Below are 17,840 nucleotides of genomic sequence, written 5' to 3' on the forward strand. Positions count from 1 at the left end.
GAGCAGGTTTGAATAAGCCGTTATCATTCAACCTCAAACGCCCGCATCATTTTTTAGCGCTGGGGTTTGGTTTAGGGTTAGCACCTAAAGCCCCTGGTACTTTTGGTACTTTAGCTGCACTGCCGTTTATTCTGCTGACAATGGCGCAACCTTTATGGATGCAGATCACTTTAGCCGTTTTGATCAGCCTGACGGGATTTTGGATTTGCGGCAAGACCGCTCGTGATGTTGGCGTGCATGATCATCCTGCAATTGTATGGGATGAAGTTGCCGGGTTTTATATTACTATGATAGGGGCCGCAATTAGCTGGCAGTCACTGCTGGTCGGTTTTTTATTATTTCGCTTTTTTGATATTGCAAAGCCTGGCCCTATTCGAATACTCGATAGAAAGCTGCATGGTGGGTTGGGAATTATGGCTGATGACCTGCTTGCCGGGATATTTTCATTGATTTGTTTGCAAGCTTTGTTTAAAACAGGTGTCCTGGGCGGCTAATTTAATTACGGGTACGAAGAGGGAGCCTATGCGATTTATACTTCTACTGTTGCTATGCATATTCACCACAGGTGTGAATGCGGCAATTAATGATTATGTTGTTAAACAGTGGAGTATGCAAAATGGCCTGCCATCGCAAAGTATCAAGAGTGTGGTCCAGGATCAACAAGGCTATATCTGGCTTGGTACACAGTTTGGACTAAGTCGATTCGACGGGTTGCAGTTCAGTAATTACACAACGCAAAATAGTGAGTTTCTGGACAGCAATGCGGTGAATAAACTCTTTGTTGACCGCTTTGGTATGCTGTGGATTGGCACTCGCAGAGGGGTAACCCGATTAAATCCGCAAACCCTTACAACAGAACGTTTTGAAGTTCAGGGTGAAGTAAGAGATATTCTTGAAGATCATAATGGTAATATCTGGGTCGCGGCGAATGGCCTATATTATGTATCTGCTAAGCGCCTGACTCTTGCGCAAAATAACATCGATAATAAGAAGCTCTCTCTTACACATATTAGCCAAATAGTCGGCTCAGTAACAAAAATGACCTCGTCTCCGCAAGGCATTTGGTTGGTTAACGAACGTCACTTGTTACGGATCAGTGAGTCCCAGTCTATGGGCTCTAATGACATGCGGTTGGAACTCTCCAGCAAAATATCTTTACCACGCCAGCTGGCGCAAACCAATATTCATGATCTGACCTGGATTGACGGTAAACTTTTCCTCGCTTCCCAGTTGGGTGCGTATTTTCTCGACTTTGATGAGGTGCTCAGGCGTTACGATGAAATTGGTAACAACGCGACCTATAAATTTTTGAGCGATCAGCAAGGTGGCATGTGGGTTTCTACCTATGGTCGGCTATTGTACAAAGAAAGTGGTGGCCAGTGGCAATATGTTGAGTTGGCGCAATTAGATCAGGGGATTTGGTTTACTGACATTTTTATTGATGATGATGGTAATGTGTGGATGGCCAGTATTAACGAAGGCCTGTGGTTGGCACATGCAGGGCGGGTAGAGCGCTTCTCTGTCGGTACACAGCGGGAACAGGCTATTTCTGCTATCACACAAGACTTACAAGGTAATGTATGGGTTGCTACTCGAGAAGGGGTCGGCCGGCTTGACAGCAATGATAATTATGAACCTGTGATCAGTGCGTCTCAGCTCAATGGGGTGGAAATTCATGACATGGAGTTCATCGGAGAGCGATTGTTTCTCGGTACTGGCCGTGGTGTAGTCATTTATGAAGATGACAAATTACTTGCAATCCCTAATCGTGAGTTTCGTCAGACTCAGGTATTTACTTTGACTCCTTCTAATCAGGGTGGGTTATGGCTCGGTACTGGACGTGGTCTGTATCGGCTTGACTACAGTGGCCTGACGCCATTTACTTACAATGCCTTTCTGGGCAGCCAGTTTATTACCTATGTTGTAGACTTTCCGCGTTTTGGTTTCATTGGCACGGACAAGGGCGCCTACAAATACAATGAACGGGGCATAGAAAAAATTGGTGGGCAGACGTCGCTTGAGTCTGCCTATGTCACCAGTATTTTGCATGTTGAAGGCAGCGCAACGTTAGTCGGCACATTCTACGATGGATTGTATTATCGTAGCCAGGATGGAGACTGGCATCAGCTTGATGCATCTCACGGACTGCCTTACGGGCCCATCTTATCGTTACACTTTGACAAGTCGCAGCAGTTGGTTTGGGTCAGCACCATGAAAGGTGTGTATCGCATGCCGATTGCACAGTTCAGTGAGCCTATGCAAAACCTGCAGGTGGAGCAGGTAATAAATCCTTTTGACCGGCAACTGGATGGTGTGCCGAGTCAGTGTTGCACAGGGCTGGGCCATGATGCTGTTGTGGAGCAAGACGATTACCTCTTGTACCCCAGCTTACAGGGGATCGTACGTATCCCTAAAAAAGTACAGTTGTTCAGCGCCGCAGAACTGGCTCCAAAATTTGAAAGTATCGTCACTGCAACACGTAATTTGACGCCAGACAGGCTAGAAGGCCCGGTTGAGTTGGATACGAGTGAGCGCGACCTGACCATTCGCTATACTGCTATTGATTTCTATGCGCCGCAGAGTATCGAGTTTCGCTACAAGTTGGACGGCCATGATGCCCAGTGGCGTGATGCACAATCTCGTCGCGAAGCCATTTATACCAACTTGCCACCAGGCGATTTTACCTTCTTGCTACAGGTAAAGCGGCGTGGTCAGGACTGGCAGCAGGCACACAACTTGTCGCTTAACCTGCAATTACCACAGCGTTTTGATGAAACCGTATTTTTTCGTTTAATCATCACCTGCGGCTTTATGTTTTTGTTTTATCTTGTGTTCTGGGTCTTTCGTACTCAGGAGCGACGCAAGCAAGCCGCGCTAGAAGCGCTGGTTGCTGAACGCACGACAGAGCTCAGAAAAGCCAATGATAAGCTCAACCAGGTCAACACTCAGCTAAAATTGGTCAGCCACTCGGATGAACTGACGGGATTACGAAGTCGACGCTTTTTGTTTGATCAACTTCCGAAGGATATTGAGCACTATCAGCGTAATGCGCAATCTTTGCGGCAGCAGGATAAGAGCCTGGTATTGATGATCCTCAATATTGATAGTTTCAGTAAGATCAATGATGCCTATGGTCCCATCGGTGGCGACAGCTGCTTACAGCAGCTGGCAACTTTGCTTAATACTCGCACCCAGGGGTCCGATTATGTCGCGCGCTGGAGTGGTGATGAGTTTTTATTACTGTTGAGGGACTTTAAATGTTCTGAAGTTGAACGTTATGTCAGCGAATTATGTAAAGCGATTGCTCGGTTTGAGTTCAAGTTGCCCAATGGAAAATCACTGAACCTGAGCGTGTCGGTAGGCTGGTCTTTTTATCCTCTGCCGTTACTTGGAGGCCAGGTTATTGGCTGGGAAGCGTCAGTTAACCTCGCTGACATCGCACTACATGAAGTGAAGCAGCGCGGCGGAGATGGTGCAGCCACCATTATTTTTGATGAACAACTCGATGCGTTTGAATTTGAGCAAAGCCAAAATGTTGAATCGCAGTTGCAACTGTTGCAGTCCAATGGATTGGCAGAGGTGAAAGTCTGGATGCGTTAGTCAGAGATTAGTGTTCGGTTCTGAGCCTAAAACTGAGTTTAAATCATGACTAATATTGTGTAATTATCAACGGATATTATAAATTTAACTACTTTTAATTTGAAAAGAGATAAATATAATATACTCTCTATATACCGAGCTTAATTAACTCATAAAATTCTAAATTCAACAATCTACGAGAGTAATCCAATGCGTGAAATAAGATCTTTTATTAAGACTGCAAGTTACAGTGATTTGAATAAAGCGCTGGAGCTTATCCAAGCCGCTATTGATGAGCAGGCAAAACAGGAAGAAGCCAAAAAAGAAGTTTTGGCACTGATTAAAGAAAAAGGATTGTCTTTAGAAGATTTTGCTTCCGAATCAGCAACTGATAAGCGCAGCAAAGTACGTCCAAAATACCGTATTGAAAAAGACGGTGAAGTATTTGAATGGACTGGTCGTGGTAAAACACCAAAAGCATTTGTTGGTGTTAACTTAGAAGATTACAAAATCTAGTTACCGCGCTATGTAAGCCAGTCATATTATATAAAATGGCTGGCTTATGAGGTTAAGATACCTTTTCTGGGTTCACATTTCATACCCCATTAGTACACACCATAATTAAAAATCCTCCACTGTTAATATAGTCAGGTGTCCCTATTTACACACTAAGACCTTATCAAGAAGAAGCCGTTGCAAATACCATAGCCCACTTTAAAAAGTCAGATGACAGTGCGGTAATTGTTCTGCCAACAGGGGCAGGTAAAAGTCTGGTTATTGCACAGCTAGCTCGATTAGCAAGACATAAAATATTGGTCATGACACATGTCAAAGAATTAGTTGAGCAAAATGCCCAGAAATATCAAAGTTATGGTCTATCTGCGAGTATTTATTCCGCAGGTTTGAAACAAAAAGAGCTGACTCATCAGGTGACATTTGCCAGTGTGCAGTCATTAGCTCGAAATTTGGAAGCCATTGATACTTTTTATTCTTTGCTGATTATCGATGAATGTCACCGAGTTAGCGGTGAAGACGACAGCCAGTATATGGCGGTGATCGCGCGCTTGCGGCAGTTTAATCCGGCGCTAAAGATACTTGGGCTGACGGCAACCCCCTATCGTCTTGGCAGTGGGTGGGTGTATCACAGCCACTATCATGGCTTTGTTCGGGGCAGTGATACTAGCCCTTTTCGACGCTGTATTTACGAATTACCCCTGCGCTATATGATAAAACACGGTTATCTGACGCCACCTAAGCAGCTTGACCCTGCGGTTGAGAATTACGATTTTTCAGCGTTGGATAGTAATGCATTCGGGCGATACAGCGAAGCAGATATGAACCAGCTGTTGCAAAGCAACACCCGGGCAACCAAGAGTATCATCGAACATGTAATGTCACTCAGTGAACGGCGCCACGGTGTTATGATATTTGCTGCGACCGTATTGCATGCCAAAGAAATTGTGGGGTATCTACCAGACGGACAAACAGCACTGGTGCTCGGTGATACAGATAACCGCGAGCGAGATGAAATCATCGCGGCCTTTAAGCGCAGAGAGATAAAATACCTGGTCAATGTATCGGTACTAACCACGGGCTTTGATGCACCACATGTGGATGTCATTGCGATTTTAAGGCCCACAGAGTCGGTGAGTCTGTATCAGCAGATAGTGGGGCGGGGCTTGCGTTTGAGTGAAGGCAAGAAAGATTGTCTGGTGATTGATTACGCTGCCAATGAGTTTGACCTGTTTCACCCTGAGGTGGGCAGTAAGAAGCCGAATTCGGACAATGAACCTGTACAAGTGCTATGTCCCGGCTGCGGGTTTGGCAATGTCTTTTGGGGCAAATACGACGAACAAGGGCGAGTCATTGAACACTTTGGTCGGCGTTGTCAGGGGTTGTTGCAGGACGATGACGGCAATGAGCAGCAATGTGACTATCGTTTTAAATTCAAAGAATGTGATAGCTGTGGCGCAGAAAATGATATCGCTGCGCGTCAGTGTCACAGTTGCGCAGTGATGCTGACCGATCCGGACGATAAACTGAGGGCTGCATTGAACCTGAAAAACGCTATGGTGTTGAGGTGCAGCGGTCTGAGCGGGGAAGTGGTGAAAGCGCAGTTGCTGAAAATTACCTATTTCGATGAGGACGGGGCCAGTGTGAGCGAAGTCTTTGACTTTGCTAAGCCTGCGAGCCGCGGCTATTTTGTTCGCCAGTTTGAAAAACACTGTCGTACTGGTGTACGTGTAAACGCTTGGACTGAGGCTGCTCAGGTGGATGCCACTCTACTGTCGGCGCCAGATTTTGTAATTGCCCGGCAGCATAAGAAATATGGCTGGCAGGTTACAGAAAAGATTTTTGATTATCAGGGCAGTTATCGAACTGCAGATAAGAGCTAATGCAGAGTGTTGTAAACTCTGCATCATTCAGGTCCGAGGGTTACTCGGCAAGTATTCCCCATCCGTCGCCATAGCCCTCGTGGCTGTTTGCGATAGACTCAAGGTATTGCTCGGTCTGACTTAACAGCTGGTGCTCGGGCACCATAGTCACTGAAGTGACGACTTCCCATACACCGGTATCCGGACAGGTATCCAATTTGGTTTTTGGTGCCAACTCATCTTCTGCGATGGTGCTCATAAAACGCTCAGCGTCGGCTTTTTGTTCGAACAAAATAAAAAAATCGATGCTGTGCATCTGGGTGAGATCTACACCGGCTGCAGCAATTTCAGATAGTAGCTGGCCGTTGTCATCATCAGGGAATTGCATAATCATACTCAAGTTAATATAGCTGCTGATATTGTCCGCTATCCAACACAAAATAAAAAGCATTGACCGCAAAAATTTGTATGTAAGCGCGCAAAAATAACACAGTGATAAGTACATCCACTCCATGTCAGCGTCATCTTGCTGTGGTATTATAATGTCACTGTAAATTTTAGGGTTATTTAGTGCGTTTATCTGCGTTTATTGCCATTCTAGTTGTTCTTCTCTTTTCATTTCAGGTATGGGCAAGCGATTCATCTGGTATTACAGAGTTTACTGTAAGTCAGGCGCCAGACGGCGCTGAGTTATCAGATGAAGCACATGACAATGTCATGCGTTTTCTGAGCACCTATGTTGGTAAGCCGTTTACGCCGCGCAGACAGAAGCTGATTGATAAAGATATCACTAAGGCATTACAGGCGCTTGGGTATTATCATCACACGCTTAACATGGCGTTTGATCCAAAGACGCGGCGCGTCGCCCTGATTTTGGACCCTGGTGTCGCATTACAGTGGCACCAGGTAGAGATTGTCCTGCAGGGAATTGAAGACGACGCATTGCGCTTACGATTACTTGATGGTGCCATTCAAATAGGTGAGCAGGTTAGACATGACCGTTATGAAGCCACCAAAGCGCAGATAGAAAGTGTATTGCTGGAGCTGGGGTATTTTGATTTTCAGTGGCTCAAAAAACAGCTCAGTGTGGATCGCTCGCAACAACAGGTCTCTGCAATCTTGTCGTTGTCTGCAGGGCCCAGATATCGGTTTGGGGAACTACGTCTGTCGGCAAAATCAAAAGCGGTTGCGTTTGCTCAAGCGTTAAGTCCATTTAGCCCGGGTGAGTTTTATGCTGCCCAGAAGCTGTCTCAATATAACCTTACTTTGAATGAAACGCCGTATTTTCAGAGCGTTCGGGTTTACCCTTTGCTCAAACTCAGGCACCAAGGCGCTGTCCCAATTCGCGTTGAGCTGGTCGACAAACCGGCCAACAGCTATGAAGTCGGTGGAGGCTATAGTACTGATTTAGGTGCGAAAGCAAGGTTCAAATGGAGTAAACCCTGGATAACGAGCGGGGGGCACTCCATGACATCGGATCTCAATATTTCTCAGCGTCAACAAGATATCAGTGGTGCTTATACCATTCCGGTGAATGATCCGAATAATGATGTATTTCGCATTCTGGGGGGATATCAGTTACAGGACGACCTCACCGAAGGAGTTGATACTAAAACCTGGAATATTCAGGTGCAGCGCCAGTGGTTGACACCCGGGAACTGGATACGCACTGCGTTTTTAAAACGTGAGCATGAAACCAGTGAACAGGATGGCGACACACTGAAAACTGAAATGCTGATCCCCGGTGTGAGTTATGCAAAAAAACAGAGCCTGGGAGGGATGTTGCCGTACTGGGGCAATGAACGACTGATTTCTGTCGAGCTGGCCAGTGAATCTTTGGTCTCGTCGACTTCCCTGATCAAAGTACGCTGGAAAAATGCCTGGTTGCGTAACATAGCGCAGCAACACTTCTTTCTGACTCGATTGGAGGCGGGTGCAATTGTGACCGATGATATTGAAGCCGTGCCCTTCAATATGCGTTTTTTTGCCGGTGGCGATCAGAGCGTTCGTGGGTTTGCTTATCAATCTGTAGCACCGCGGGATGGTGAGGGTAAGCTACTGGGCGGCAAATATCTTGCAACGGCGAGTGCAGAATACAACTATCAGTTTATGCCCAACTGGCGTGTTGCGCTGTTTATGGACACAGGCACTGCAACGGACGACTTTGAGGAAGAATGGGCACTAGGTGCCGGATTTGGCTTTCGCTATCTGACCCCGGTCGGACCTATCCGCCTGGACCACGCCTGGGGGCTGAGTAAAGACAGTAAGAGCACCCGTTTAAGTATTGTCATTGGACCGGAGATGTAATGGGATTAAAAGTCTTGCTGCGCCGTATTAGTTACACCGTTATTGGCCTCTGTGTGATGGTATTTTGCTTGTTATTTACGTTACCAGGTCACAAACTAGTGATCTGGGTGGCCAATCACAGTGTAACTGGTTTGCAAATTAGCTCACCTCAGGCACGTCTGCTGTCCAATGCCGTACTGGACGTACAACTACAGAATGAACAGGTGACCTTTCATGCCCGTAAGCTCAGCCTGTCACTTGATTGGTTTAGTTGCGCCACATTATGTCTGTCAGGCAGTGCTGATAAGGTAACATTAGCTCTGGCTAAGTCCGTCGCCGAGCCCGAGGTGACAGCTGAGCCTGTGCAAGCGACTGAAGCTGAGCCATTCTCCTTACCATTCTCCTTTGCTATCAAACAATTTCGTTTAGAAGCAGCAGAGCTCAAGGCAGCAGGACATGAAGTAAGGCTCAGTAAACTGGCGGTGGCAGTCAGAGCTGATGAACAGGGCCTTCAAATCAATAAGTTTACACTGAGTCGTGCACAGATCAGGCAAACTGACGCGCCAGCTCCTGCCGCCCCTTTCGTTATGCCGACAGTGATCCCCGCATTATCATTGCCCGCCATACAACTTCCTGTGGCTGTCAGTATCGAGCAGTTTACAGTCACTGAGCTTAGCTATCGCCCTTATGAGGGGAAGTTGCAGGCCGTAAATCAGCTTCGGCTAAGTGCCGCTGCCGAGCAGTCCGAGTTGTCGATACACCATTTGTCACTGTCTTATCTCACACATCATCTCGCTCTGGCAGCGCAGGCAGATTTGAGTCGCTGGGCTGTGTCGGGGGGAATAGATTATGAGCATGGCAACTACCAAGGCGCACTTACATTTACTGGTGATCTTAATCAACTGGACCTGTCTGCCACACTGTCTGGTAATGCACAGGGCAAAATCGCGTTGAGTGTGAGTCCGGCAGTGCCAAACTGGCCTTTCTCACTGACGGTAAACGCCGAACAACTTGCTCTGGGTTCAGACAATACACTGCAAAAGCTATCACTCGACGCGCAAGGGACTGCAGTTGACTATTTGGTCAATGCACATGCTGGCGTGCAACTGAGTGAGCAACTTGATTTAGCTGACCGTGAGCTGGATATACAACTGGCAGCGTCTGGCGGACTCACTGCCTTGACGTTACAAAAGGCTGGGCTCACATTGGGTGACGCGCATACCCAGCTCAGTGCTCAGGTGAGCTGGCAAGATGGGTTGCGAAGCCAGATAGAGGGCGAGTTACATGCCTTGCCTTTGGGTGCCTGGCTGAAGCTGGATGAGACCCAGTTATCAGGGGCTTATCAGCTTGACTTTTCCCAGCATGGTCAGCAGTGGCGGGCGCAGGTTAATGAACTGGAACTCAGCGGACAGCTGGCCGCCCTTCCATTGCAGCTGGTTGCCCGCGGTAACATAAATAGTGATTTACATGGTGAGATCCAGACCGCCCAGCTCAGCTATGGAAATAGCCAGCTCACCCTGTCGGGTACAGCTGATCAGCAACTGAATGTGCGTGGTGAGTTGTCACTGGCGCACCAAAAAAATGCCGTGTTGCCGGCGGATGTGCAACTGTCAGGACACTTCACCGCCACCGGACCAATAAAATCACCGAAACTGACGTTACGCAGCCAGCTGGATAAACTTGTGTATCTGGATACGTCAGTAGAGAGTGGCACATTGGCACTTTCTCTTGATTTGGCCAGGGATTGGTTGACTGACCTGAACATGTCTTTGTCTGCCGTGACTCAGGGGGACTTACCTGCTACGGCTCTCAATGTAACAGGCCAGGGAGATCTGAACCACCACCAGCTGACAATTCAGGTTGAGAACTCACGTAGCAGTGGCGATCTGACATTCAGTGGACAGTATGCTAAGCAGGCCTGGGTTGGTCAGCTGCATGCAGGTATGTTGCGCTTGGACAACAGTGAATTGGTGTTGATGTCACCAGCGGAATTGGCGGTGAAAGCGGATCAGATAATCGTGGCGCGTCAATGCTGGACACTCTCACCCGGACAGCTCTGCTTAGCGGCAGAGCATGGGTCCCGGGGCCAGGCGAGCATTGAATTACAGCAGCTGGACCTGACGCACTTTAATCCGTTGCTGAGTAACCTGGCTGAATTTAAAGGTATACTCTCTGGCACTGTCGGGGCAAAATGGTCGCAGGGCCAGTTAGAGACGCTGGATGGGCAACTGGCTATGGCCGACGCAAAGGTCACACTATATGGTGCAGCCCAAGAGCAACTTGATGATAGCGAGGCGGGGGCAGCGCCGACCTTACCACTTGAAATAGAAAAATTTTCTCTGACACTGAACAGTGATGCCCGAGAGGCAAAAGCCAATTGGCAACTGGCGCTCAGAAAGTTAGGCCATTTTAATGGTGAGCTGCTGATGCCATTGCAGGCCGAGCCTCAATCTGTGCGCGGGCATGTAAACATAGCAGGTATAGAGTTGAGTAAATTCCGGCCTTTGCTACGCCGGTTATTGTGGCCAGATCTGGAACTGGCGGGGGTCATTGCGGGTCAGGTCAACATCGACGGTGCGCTGACACTGCCGCAGTTAAGTGGACAGCTTAGCGCCCAAGACATCCAGCTAAAAGCCAGTGAGCTTCCTCTGGCCATTAGCGACTTAGATCTTGATGTGCAATTGAATGGCCAGCAGGCTGAGCTAGTTGGACAGCTTAATACGGCGCCACGAGGTCAGGTCGCGCTCAGCGGTGAAGTTGATTGGCACAACGCTCTGAGGGCAAAGTTAAATCTCAATGGTGAACAGTTAACTTTGACACCGCAACCGGGTGTTACCCTGGATGTAACGCCAGACTTGTCATTGCGTTACAACGGTGAGTATGCAGAGGTAACCGGGATGCTTACTGTGCCTTATGGTCGCATAGAAATTGAAGAGTTACCCCAGGGAGTGGTCGCGGTAAGCGACGATCAGGTCATCGTTGATAAGACCAGCCCCACTCGGTCGGCCCAGATGATGGATTACCGGCTCGATCTGGACGTACGCTTGCTGGATGATGTCAGGGTTAAGGCCCTGGGTTTGGACGCTTACCTGACAGGTGAGTTGTCCTTGGAAAAGCAGCTTGCTTCGGCCTTACTGGCCAGTGGTGAGATCAATTTGCGAGAAGGGCGGTACAAAGCATTTGGGCAGGACCTGAGCATAGAAACGGGTCAGCTGGGTTTCAATGGTCCGCTGGACAAGCCCTACATTAATGTACGAGCAATCCGTAATCCTGAGACAACGGCCAATGGTGTTGTTGCCGGAGTTGAAGTCAAAGGCAGTATTCGAAGCCCTGAATTGGTGATTTATTCACAGCCAGCGATGGACCAGGCCCAGGCACTGGCTTACCTGCTCAATGGTCAGCCGTTAGGTGATGGTCAGAGTAATAACAATACCATGCTGGCGCAGTTTCTGTTGTCCCAGAGTATAGATCGCAGCAAGGGGTATTTTGCCAAAGCGGGTGAGACCATAGGGATACAGGATGTAAACCTGTCGGCCAAGGGCAGTGGTGATGATACTCAAGTGGAAGTGTCGGGTTATCTGACCCCCAGTGTCCAGGTCAGTTATCGGGTGGGCGTTTTTGCATCGCTGAGTGAAGTCGCGGTGCGCTACCGGATTTTTTCGAAATTTTATATTGAAGCGACCAGTGGTTTGTATAAAAGTATTGATCTGCTGTACAAATTTGACTGGGACGAATAATGCACCGTTTTTTGTTGGCACTGATACTTGGCACCACCTTTTCGAGCGCGGCGTACACTGTACGAGCACCGCTAGAAATTCGAGTGACATCAGGTGCTAATCCTTATGTTCTTCAGCTAATTGAGCTGGCGTTGTCCTATCAGCCGAGACCCGTTAGCTTAAAAACTGTTGCAGGTATTCCAACGCAAACGCGGGCTGTACGCCTGCTTGGTAAGCAATCGGGCATTGATGTATTTTGGTCCGTAACCAGTAAAGAACGAGAACAACAAGCACTGGCGATACGTATTCCGTTGGTAAAAGGGCTACTGGGGTATCGCATTCTGTTTGTTGATACCAACCGCGCTGCTGAGTTTTCGGATATTAAGCATTGGGGGCAGCTCAAGCCACTGCTGTTTGGGCTTCGCCATGACTGGCCTGACAGAGCAGTGTTTGAGCGTAATGGATTTCAGGTGGTGGCATTTCACGACACAGAAAAAGCGATGACCATGCTGAGTAACAGGCGGCTGGATGTGGTGCCGCTGGATATACTGGCAGCCGAAGATTTCTCGGCACGAACTGACGTCATGGTGCAACCACATCTGTTGATAAACTATCCCTCGGCCGTCTATCTGTTTGTCGATAAAAACAATACACATCTGCATGCTCTGCTAAAGTCAGGCCTGGAACAGGCCATTGCTGATGGCTGTTTCGAGAGATTATTTCGTAGCCACTTTGCTAATCAACTGGAAAAACTTGATTTAGCCGAACGTGTGAGGCTGACCATGCCTAATCCTACACTGTCTGCTGCAACACCTTTATCACGCAGCGAACTGTGGTATCAACCAGGAAAATACAATGACAATAATAACACGCAACACAAATCAAGCGATGAGCCTGTCAGCCTTGTTACTGCTCATGCTCACTGCTTGCCAGTCGACAGACAAGCAAGCACAAACTGACGGCATCACGATAGCATCAGAGCAGCGCTCGCCGGCTAACATCATTGCTCAGGCACACAAAGATGACTGGCGATTGGTTGCTGCAGATAACATTCTAAAAATCACCTTGCCAACAGGACCGGTTTACGTAGAGCTGAATCCCCTGCTGGCGCCGGGACATGTTGATAATATTAAAGCGCTGGCCCGGGAAGGTTTTTATCAGGGCCTCAACATGTATCGTTTTGTCGAAGGCTTTGTTGCACAAGGTGGCGATCAGGGTGGCAAGCGAAAGCCCGTTAATGGAAAAAAAAGCATCGCTGCTGAGCTTTTCTACACCACGAGTGAGGCCCTTACTATTACTGAGCTGGGACTAGATGATGGCTATGCCCCCCGAACAGGGTTTTTAAATGGGTTTGCGGTGGCACAGAGTGAAGATGGCAAGCGTACGTGGCAAACACATTGCCCCGGCACGTTTGCTATGGCACGTCAGAACAGTGCAGACAGTGGTGGCAGTGAGTTCTACTTTACGTTAACTGCACAACGTTATCTGGATTTAAATACCACCGTGTTTGGCCGCGTTTTGGCGGGGATGGAGCACGTTCAACGGCTACACCGAACGCCAACCGCTGGGCAGGTTTTCAACCCTATAGTGGCTGTTGAGGTACTGGCAGACACACAAGACAAGCAACGCTTTATGGTATTTAACACACAGAGCGAGGCATTCCGAGCGCTGATCGCGGCGCGGCAGAACCGCCCGGAAGCCTGGTTTTTACACCAGGCCAATCATACCGATGTGTGCGCGATCACCGTGCCGGTGAAAGCATTTACTGGCGATTGATCCGGACGTTAAAGGTCGTCTTATTTTGTTCGCTGGAGCGGAATGGATTTATGTCCAGGCCGCCTCGGCGGGTGTATCTTGCATAGACTTCGAGTTTATCAGGTTCAAATGCACGCAACAGGTCACAATAAATACGCTCAACACATTGTTCGTGAAACTCGTTATGATCCCGAAATGAGATCAAATAACGCAACAGAGACTCCCGGCAAATCTTCTTCCCTTCATAACGGATCACAATACTTGCCCAGTCTGGCTGCGAGGTGATCAGACAGTTAGACTTAAGCAGGTGGCTGTGCAAGGTTTCGGTGACTTGAATGTCACTCTCTTGCGCCAGCAAGCCATCGCGGGGACTGTAATCATCTACTGTAATATCCAGCTCATCGATACACTCTCCCGGTAGGGCAGAAAAGGGTAAACAATCATGGTCGTCTGGGCCATACAGGGTGACGTCGACATCGCACTGGGCTGCTACGGATAAGTCTTGTTTCAATGCCTCTTGCACCGCATCAAAGCTGGCAAACTTGCTCTGATTGAAACTATTCAGATACAGCTTAAATGATTTGGATTCGATAATATGACTGCTCTGACAGGGGAAGACAAATCGGGCAATAGCAACCTGTGGCTTACCTTTGAGGTTCAGCCAGGACAGTTCATAGCCATGCCAGATATCTTCACCAAAAAAAGGTAACGCCTGCTCGTCTACGGCTATCTGGTCACGATTGAGCTTGCGCGCAATAGGGTGAAGCAGACTAGGGTCGTAGTGACTGGCGTATTCTGTGGTCTTGCCCAGTACGGAAGCTTTTAACTCGGGGGCGTTATTGTAGTCTGTCATGTTGATCCATTAGTAGTTACAATGGCCCCGATTATAGCGAATAATGAGCGAGAATAGCAGTATGAGCGTGAGCACTTTGATCCTCGAACTTCATGAAAAATTTGCCAACTCGGTACAGCAATCACAGGGCCACTGGCCATTGATCCAGCATGACGCGCAATGGCCCAGCCCGTGTGAAACAGGAGAACCCAGGGGTGATGGTCTGATAGCGTGGCAGGCGGTGCCCAGAACGCCATGTGGTGACTTCAATGCACTAGCCAATGCGCTGGAAACCCAGTTTAGCTCTGAGCTGAATGAATTTTATGGTTCGGCTTACGCGGGCAATATATTGGCCACACTGGACGATGAAGAAGTAGAGTTGCTGCAAGCCTGGAATGAAGAGGACTTTGAGCGTTTGCAACAAAATATCACGGGTCATGTGTTGATGAAGCGACGTCTCAAGCAAGAAGATACCGTCTTTATTGGCCTGGCTGCTCAGGAAGATGTACTGATCACCGTGCAGCTGAGCACAGGAGAGGTCTGTCTTGAGCGGGTAGGTAAAGCGCCGCACAGAGTGCTTGCGCCTAACCTGACAGCATTTTTAAAGCAACTATCGGCACAGTGTTAATCGTGCGATGTAGGCATTTTGAGGTGACGCGCAAGGACGTCACCTTTTCTGCTACTGAAAATCCCAGGATATATTAGACACCAGTTCGCAGGCATCACATTTAAAATCAAAAATACCAAACCAGGGCGCTTCTAATGCCCAGTCAGCGCCACAGCTAGGGCAGGTGCGCGCTTTTTCCTGGGCGAGACTTTCCCCGCCAACTCGATATAAATAATAATACACCGGCTTTTTGGTGAGGTAACGAATACGTTTACTCAGGTCCAGCCCACGTCGGGTTAGATCGCTGTCGAGGCTTGTCAGTTCATTGAGTGCGGCAAATTCGCACCGGGTTGCCCCATTTATCTGGATCTGATCACAGGCCTGCCAGTCTTCTTGCCATTTAATCAACGCCTTATAATCACCATTCGCAATGGCTGGAATGGTATACAAAGGAACTGGTTGGAAGTCATCCCCACAATACAGTGGACTGCATGTGTGCACATAGGTTGTATAGAGGATATAGCTTGAGGGGGATTGGCATTGGTCGGCACCGTTAGCATGAATATCCTGGCCTATCACTTTGACTTTGGGTGCCAGCAATCCCGCTTGTTGGAGCTGCTCAATGGCATGTTTCACAAAGGGGCTGTGGTGGAGCGGGTGCAACGAATCTTCGAGCGGACACATTACCCGAGTGATAAAAAAACCTTCCTTTAATACCGTAGGAAATTCATCTCCGATGATCTGGCCATTAAAACGCAGTGCATTGACGAGCCTGTTGATTGCCTGCTCTGCCTTTTCAAGGGTGGTGTCCTGATAACAGTCAAACGTAAGATCAACCACAAACATATTAACGAGACTCCAGCAGGGCAATCAGCTTATCCAGCTTTGCTTCGATACGATCAAGTTGTGTCTCAGAACCGGGTTGTTCAGAATTATCGCGCAGGCTGAGTTTGTCATCGCATGTCGACAGTATGTCTGGATTATTCTTATATGTCGTCAGTCCCGCTATGATCAGGGGCATAGCCACAGGCTCCGCTAATTTGGCTTTGGTAGTAGCAACTGTGGGGGTTTTGCCCTGTGCAACGAGTGTGGCAATGGCGTTTAAAACGGCGGGATGCATGATGTGCCCTCTGGAAACAAAAACTGGGCGCATTGTAACACCTTAGCCTGCGGAACATCACCAGTAAAACAGCCTGTATTGAAACTGAGCTGAGGAGCAATGAAATAGAGCCGGACTAACTTGCAAGCTGAAGCAGGGCCGAGCGTAAAGTGATATTTAACACTTACATTTAGTTCAGGCATGCTCAACGCAATCGCGCATCCAGCTCGTCTATTACTTCACTCCAGTCGGCATCTTCTTGGAGAGACTCTTCAATAAAATGTTTTTGCCCTTCATTCCAAAATGGGGCTTCGGCTAGCAACATATCACTGGGCAGACTGTGTTGACTGAAAAAGGCCTCAATTTTGGCGTCGCTGTTATCCAACCCAAGTTGCGCAAACAAGTTTTTCAGATTATGTGCACTAGTATCCATACACCCCTCTTGTTGTTTAAAAAGTACGCTATAACTATAGTAGATTTACGACACCGACCAAGTAATTTTCGTCGGATAATCAAAACAAAAAACAAGGACACTCCATGACTAACCCTGCATCCACTACACAATTGACAATTAAACACTTACACCCGGAAGACAGTACCGTTGCAGCCAGTCTGTTATATCGAGCCTACCATGATGACAAGTTGTTTAAAGATGTTCTGGGTGGGTCCGATGAGCAAAGTTATGAATCGCGCTTACGTGCATTGATCCGCGAGGAATTGTCTTGCTTTGGTCAATCTGCCCAACCACTGATTGGGCTATATCAGGGTCAATCATTGCTTGCGGTTGCCTGTGTGTTTGAAGCGCAAACCGAGTTGCAAGCATCGCGGCGCTGGGACTGGCGGTTGCGACTCATGATGAGTGCCGGCTATCTTCAAACGCAGCAGCTGATTGATAAAGAGAAAACCATTCGTGAAGCACTGTCTGAGCAGGGGCATTACTATTTTCTGTCTTTTATTGCGGTAGAGCCGCAATATCAGGGGCAAGGTTTGGGGCATCACTTGCTTAGCGCGCTGGACGAATTGGTGAAAGAGAACCCACTTTCCACGGGCCTCGGGGTGTTTGTTTCAGAGCCTAACCAAAACGCTTTTTTTCAAGAGCATGGCTATGAAAAGCATCAGGTTTTAACTTTCAGATCAGTACAAGGTGAATTGCTGTTTAAAACTCGAGCAGCCATTATGGAAAAAACACTGTGAGACTTTTCTCACATGGATGTAGGTCAAGGCGTTTTAGACCAGCTGATTTAACCCCTTACTTGATTTTAGATGATTGATTTATATTGAATTTTCTTTTGTTTCAACTTGATGACTTAAAAAACTATCAGAAAAAGCGCCTTTTCTGACAGCCAGGATTGCGTAAACTTAATCGTGTTCAAGGACGGAAGGACATCAGCGCCAGGAAGCGGTGAAGTGGACAGAGTCAGGATGACTCAGAAAACATCAGGACGATGTTGAACAAAGGATGTTAGGAGCGCTTAGGATAAGCGAAGTGGACAGAGTCAGGAAGACTCAGGAAACATCAGGACGATGTTGAACAAAGGACGTTAGGAGCGCTTAGGATAAGCGAAGTGGACAGAGTCAGGAAGACTCAGGA

The 17,840-nt window shown here is 48.0% G+C and carries 15 protein-coding genes; 10 read left to right on the forward strand and 5 right to left on the reverse strand.

Annotation, left to right across the window (positions count from 1 at the left end; all coding sequences use genetic code 11):
* Positions 1–8: 8 nt before the first annotated feature.
* The 4 genes from CWB98_RS20095 (at position 9) to CWB98_RS20110 (ending at position 5,975) form a co-directional block, all read left to right on the forward strand.
* Positions 9–494: a phosphatidylglycerophosphatase A family protein gene (locus CWB98_RS20095; RefSeq protein ID WP_138546454.1), complete on the forward strand. Its 486-nt coding sequence runs from the start codon at positions 9–11 to the stop codon at positions 492–494.
* Positions 495–522: 28 nt separating this feature from the next.
* The gene (locus CWB98_RS20100) at positions 523–3,600 is read left to right on the forward strand and encodes a ligand-binding sensor domain-containing diguanylate cyclase (RefSeq protein ID WP_138546455.1); all 3,078 of its coding nucleotides are present in this window, start codon (positions 523–525) and stop codon (positions 3,598–3,600) included.
* 189 nt (positions 3,601–3,789) lie between these two features.
* Positions 3,790–4,095 (forward strand): H-NS family nucleoid-associated regulatory protein, encoded by a 306-nt coding sequence (locus tag CWB98_RS20105; RefSeq protein ID WP_054015450.1) that lies wholly within the window; start codon positions 3,790–3,792, stop codon positions 4,093–4,095.
* Positions 4,096–4,238: 143 nt separating this feature from the next.
* Positions 4,239–5,975 carry a DEAD/DEAH box helicase gene (locus CWB98_RS20110; protein WP_138546456.1) on the forward strand — a complete coding sequence of 579 codons (1,737 nt, stop codon included), beginning with the start codon at positions 4,239–4,241 and terminating at the stop codon, positions 5,973–5,975.
* A 40-nt stretch (positions 5,976–6,015) separates the two neighbouring features.
* On the opposite strand, the gene CWB98_RS20115 is transcribed toward CWB98_RS20110, so the two are convergent.
* Positions 6,016–6,342, reverse strand: coding sequence for a ribonuclease E inhibitor RraB (locus CWB98_RS20115; RefSeq protein ID WP_138546457.1), 327 nt, complete (start codon positions 6,340–6,342; stop codon positions 6,016–6,018).
* A 182-nt stretch (positions 6,343–6,524) separates the two neighbouring features.
* On the opposite strand from CWB98_RS20115, the gene CWB98_RS20120 reads away from it, so the two are divergent.
* The 4 genes from CWB98_RS20120 to CWB98_RS20135 are packed head-to-tail and all read left to right on the forward strand — an operon-like array spanning position 6,525 to position 13,732.
* The gene (locus tag CWB98_RS20120) at positions 6,525–8,261 is read left to right on the forward strand and encodes an autotransporter assembly complex protein TamA (protein WP_138546458.1); all 1,737 of its coding nucleotides are present in this window, start codon (positions 6,525–6,527) and stop codon (positions 8,259–8,261) included.
* Positions 8,261–11,977, forward strand: coding sequence for an autotransporter assembly complex protein TamB (tamB, locus tag CWB98_RS20125; protein ID WP_138546459.1), 3,717 nt, complete (start codon positions 8,261–8,263; stop codon positions 11,975–11,977). Before CWB98_RS20120 ends, tamB begins: the two co-directional genes overlap by 1 nt.
* On the forward strand, positions 11,977–12,915 hold the full coding sequence (locus CWB98_RS20130; RefSeq protein ID WP_138546460.1) for a transporter substrate-binding domain-containing protein: 939 nt from the start codon (positions 11,977–11,979) through the stop codon (positions 12,913–12,915). The genes tamB and CWB98_RS20130 overlap by 1 nt, the downstream gene beginning before the upstream one ends.
* Complete coding sequence (locus CWB98_RS20135) at positions 12,812–13,732, forward strand: peptidylprolyl isomerase (protein ID WP_249364728.1); 921 nt, start codon at positions 12,812–12,814, stop codon at positions 13,730–13,732. Before CWB98_RS20130 ends, CWB98_RS20135 begins: the two co-directional genes overlap by 104 nt.
* Here the strand turns inward: CWB98_RS20135 and queF are convergent.
* Positions 13,719–14,564 carry an NADPH-dependent 7-cyano-7-deazaguanine reductase QueF gene (gene queF / locus CWB98_RS20140; protein WP_138546461.1) on the reverse strand — a complete coding sequence of 282 codons (846 nt, stop codon included), beginning with the start codon at positions 14,562–14,564 and terminating at the stop codon, positions 13,719–13,721. The two genes, CWB98_RS20135 and queF, sit on opposite strands and share 14 nt — an antisense overlap.
* Positions 14,565–14,625: 61 nt before the next feature.
* On the opposite strand from queF, the gene syd reads away from it, so the two are divergent.
* Positions 14,626–15,171 (forward strand): SecY-interacting protein, encoded by a 546-nt coding sequence (gene syd / locus CWB98_RS20145; protein ID WP_138546462.1) that lies wholly within the window; start codon positions 14,626–14,628, stop codon positions 15,169–15,171.
* A 51-nt stretch (positions 15,172–15,222) separates the two neighbouring features.
* Here the strand turns inward: syd and CWB98_RS20150 are convergent, their stop codons facing one another.
* The 3 genes from CWB98_RS20150 to CWB98_RS20160 all read right to left on the reverse strand — a co-directional run bounded on the left by CWB98_RS20150 (position 15,223) and on the right by CWB98_RS20160 (position 16,682).
* Positions 15,223–15,996, reverse strand: a complete 774-nt coding sequence (locus CWB98_RS20150) for a Zn-ribbon-containing protein (protein WP_138546463.1) — start codon at positions 15,994–15,996, stop codon at positions 15,223–15,225.
* A gap of 1 nt (position 15,997) precedes the next feature.
* Complete coding sequence (locus CWB98_RS20155; protein ID WP_138546468.1) at positions 15,998–16,270, reverse strand: hypothetical protein; 273 nt, start codon at positions 16,268–16,270, stop codon at positions 15,998–16,000.
* 184 nt (positions 16,271–16,454) lie between these two features.
* A complete protein-coding gene (locus CWB98_RS20160) occupies positions 16,455–16,682 on the reverse strand; it encodes a DUF2789 domain-containing protein (protein ID WP_138546464.1) in 228 nt (75 codons plus the stop codon).
* Positions 16,683–16,786: 104 nt separating this feature from the next.
* On the opposite strand from CWB98_RS20160, the gene CWB98_RS20165 reads away from it, so the two are divergent.
* Positions 16,787–17,443, forward strand: coding sequence for a GNAT family N-acetyltransferase (locus CWB98_RS20165; RefSeq protein ID WP_138546465.1), 657 nt, complete (start codon positions 16,787–16,789; stop codon positions 17,441–17,443).
* The last annotated feature ends 397 nt before the right edge of the window (positions 17,444–17,840 follow it).

Source organism: Pseudoalteromonas rubra (genome assembly GCF_005887115.1).
In the GTDB taxonomy this organism is placed as follows: domain Bacteria; phylum Pseudomonadota; class Gammaproteobacteria; order Enterobacterales; family Alteromonadaceae; genus Pseudoalteromonas; species Pseudoalteromonas rubra_F.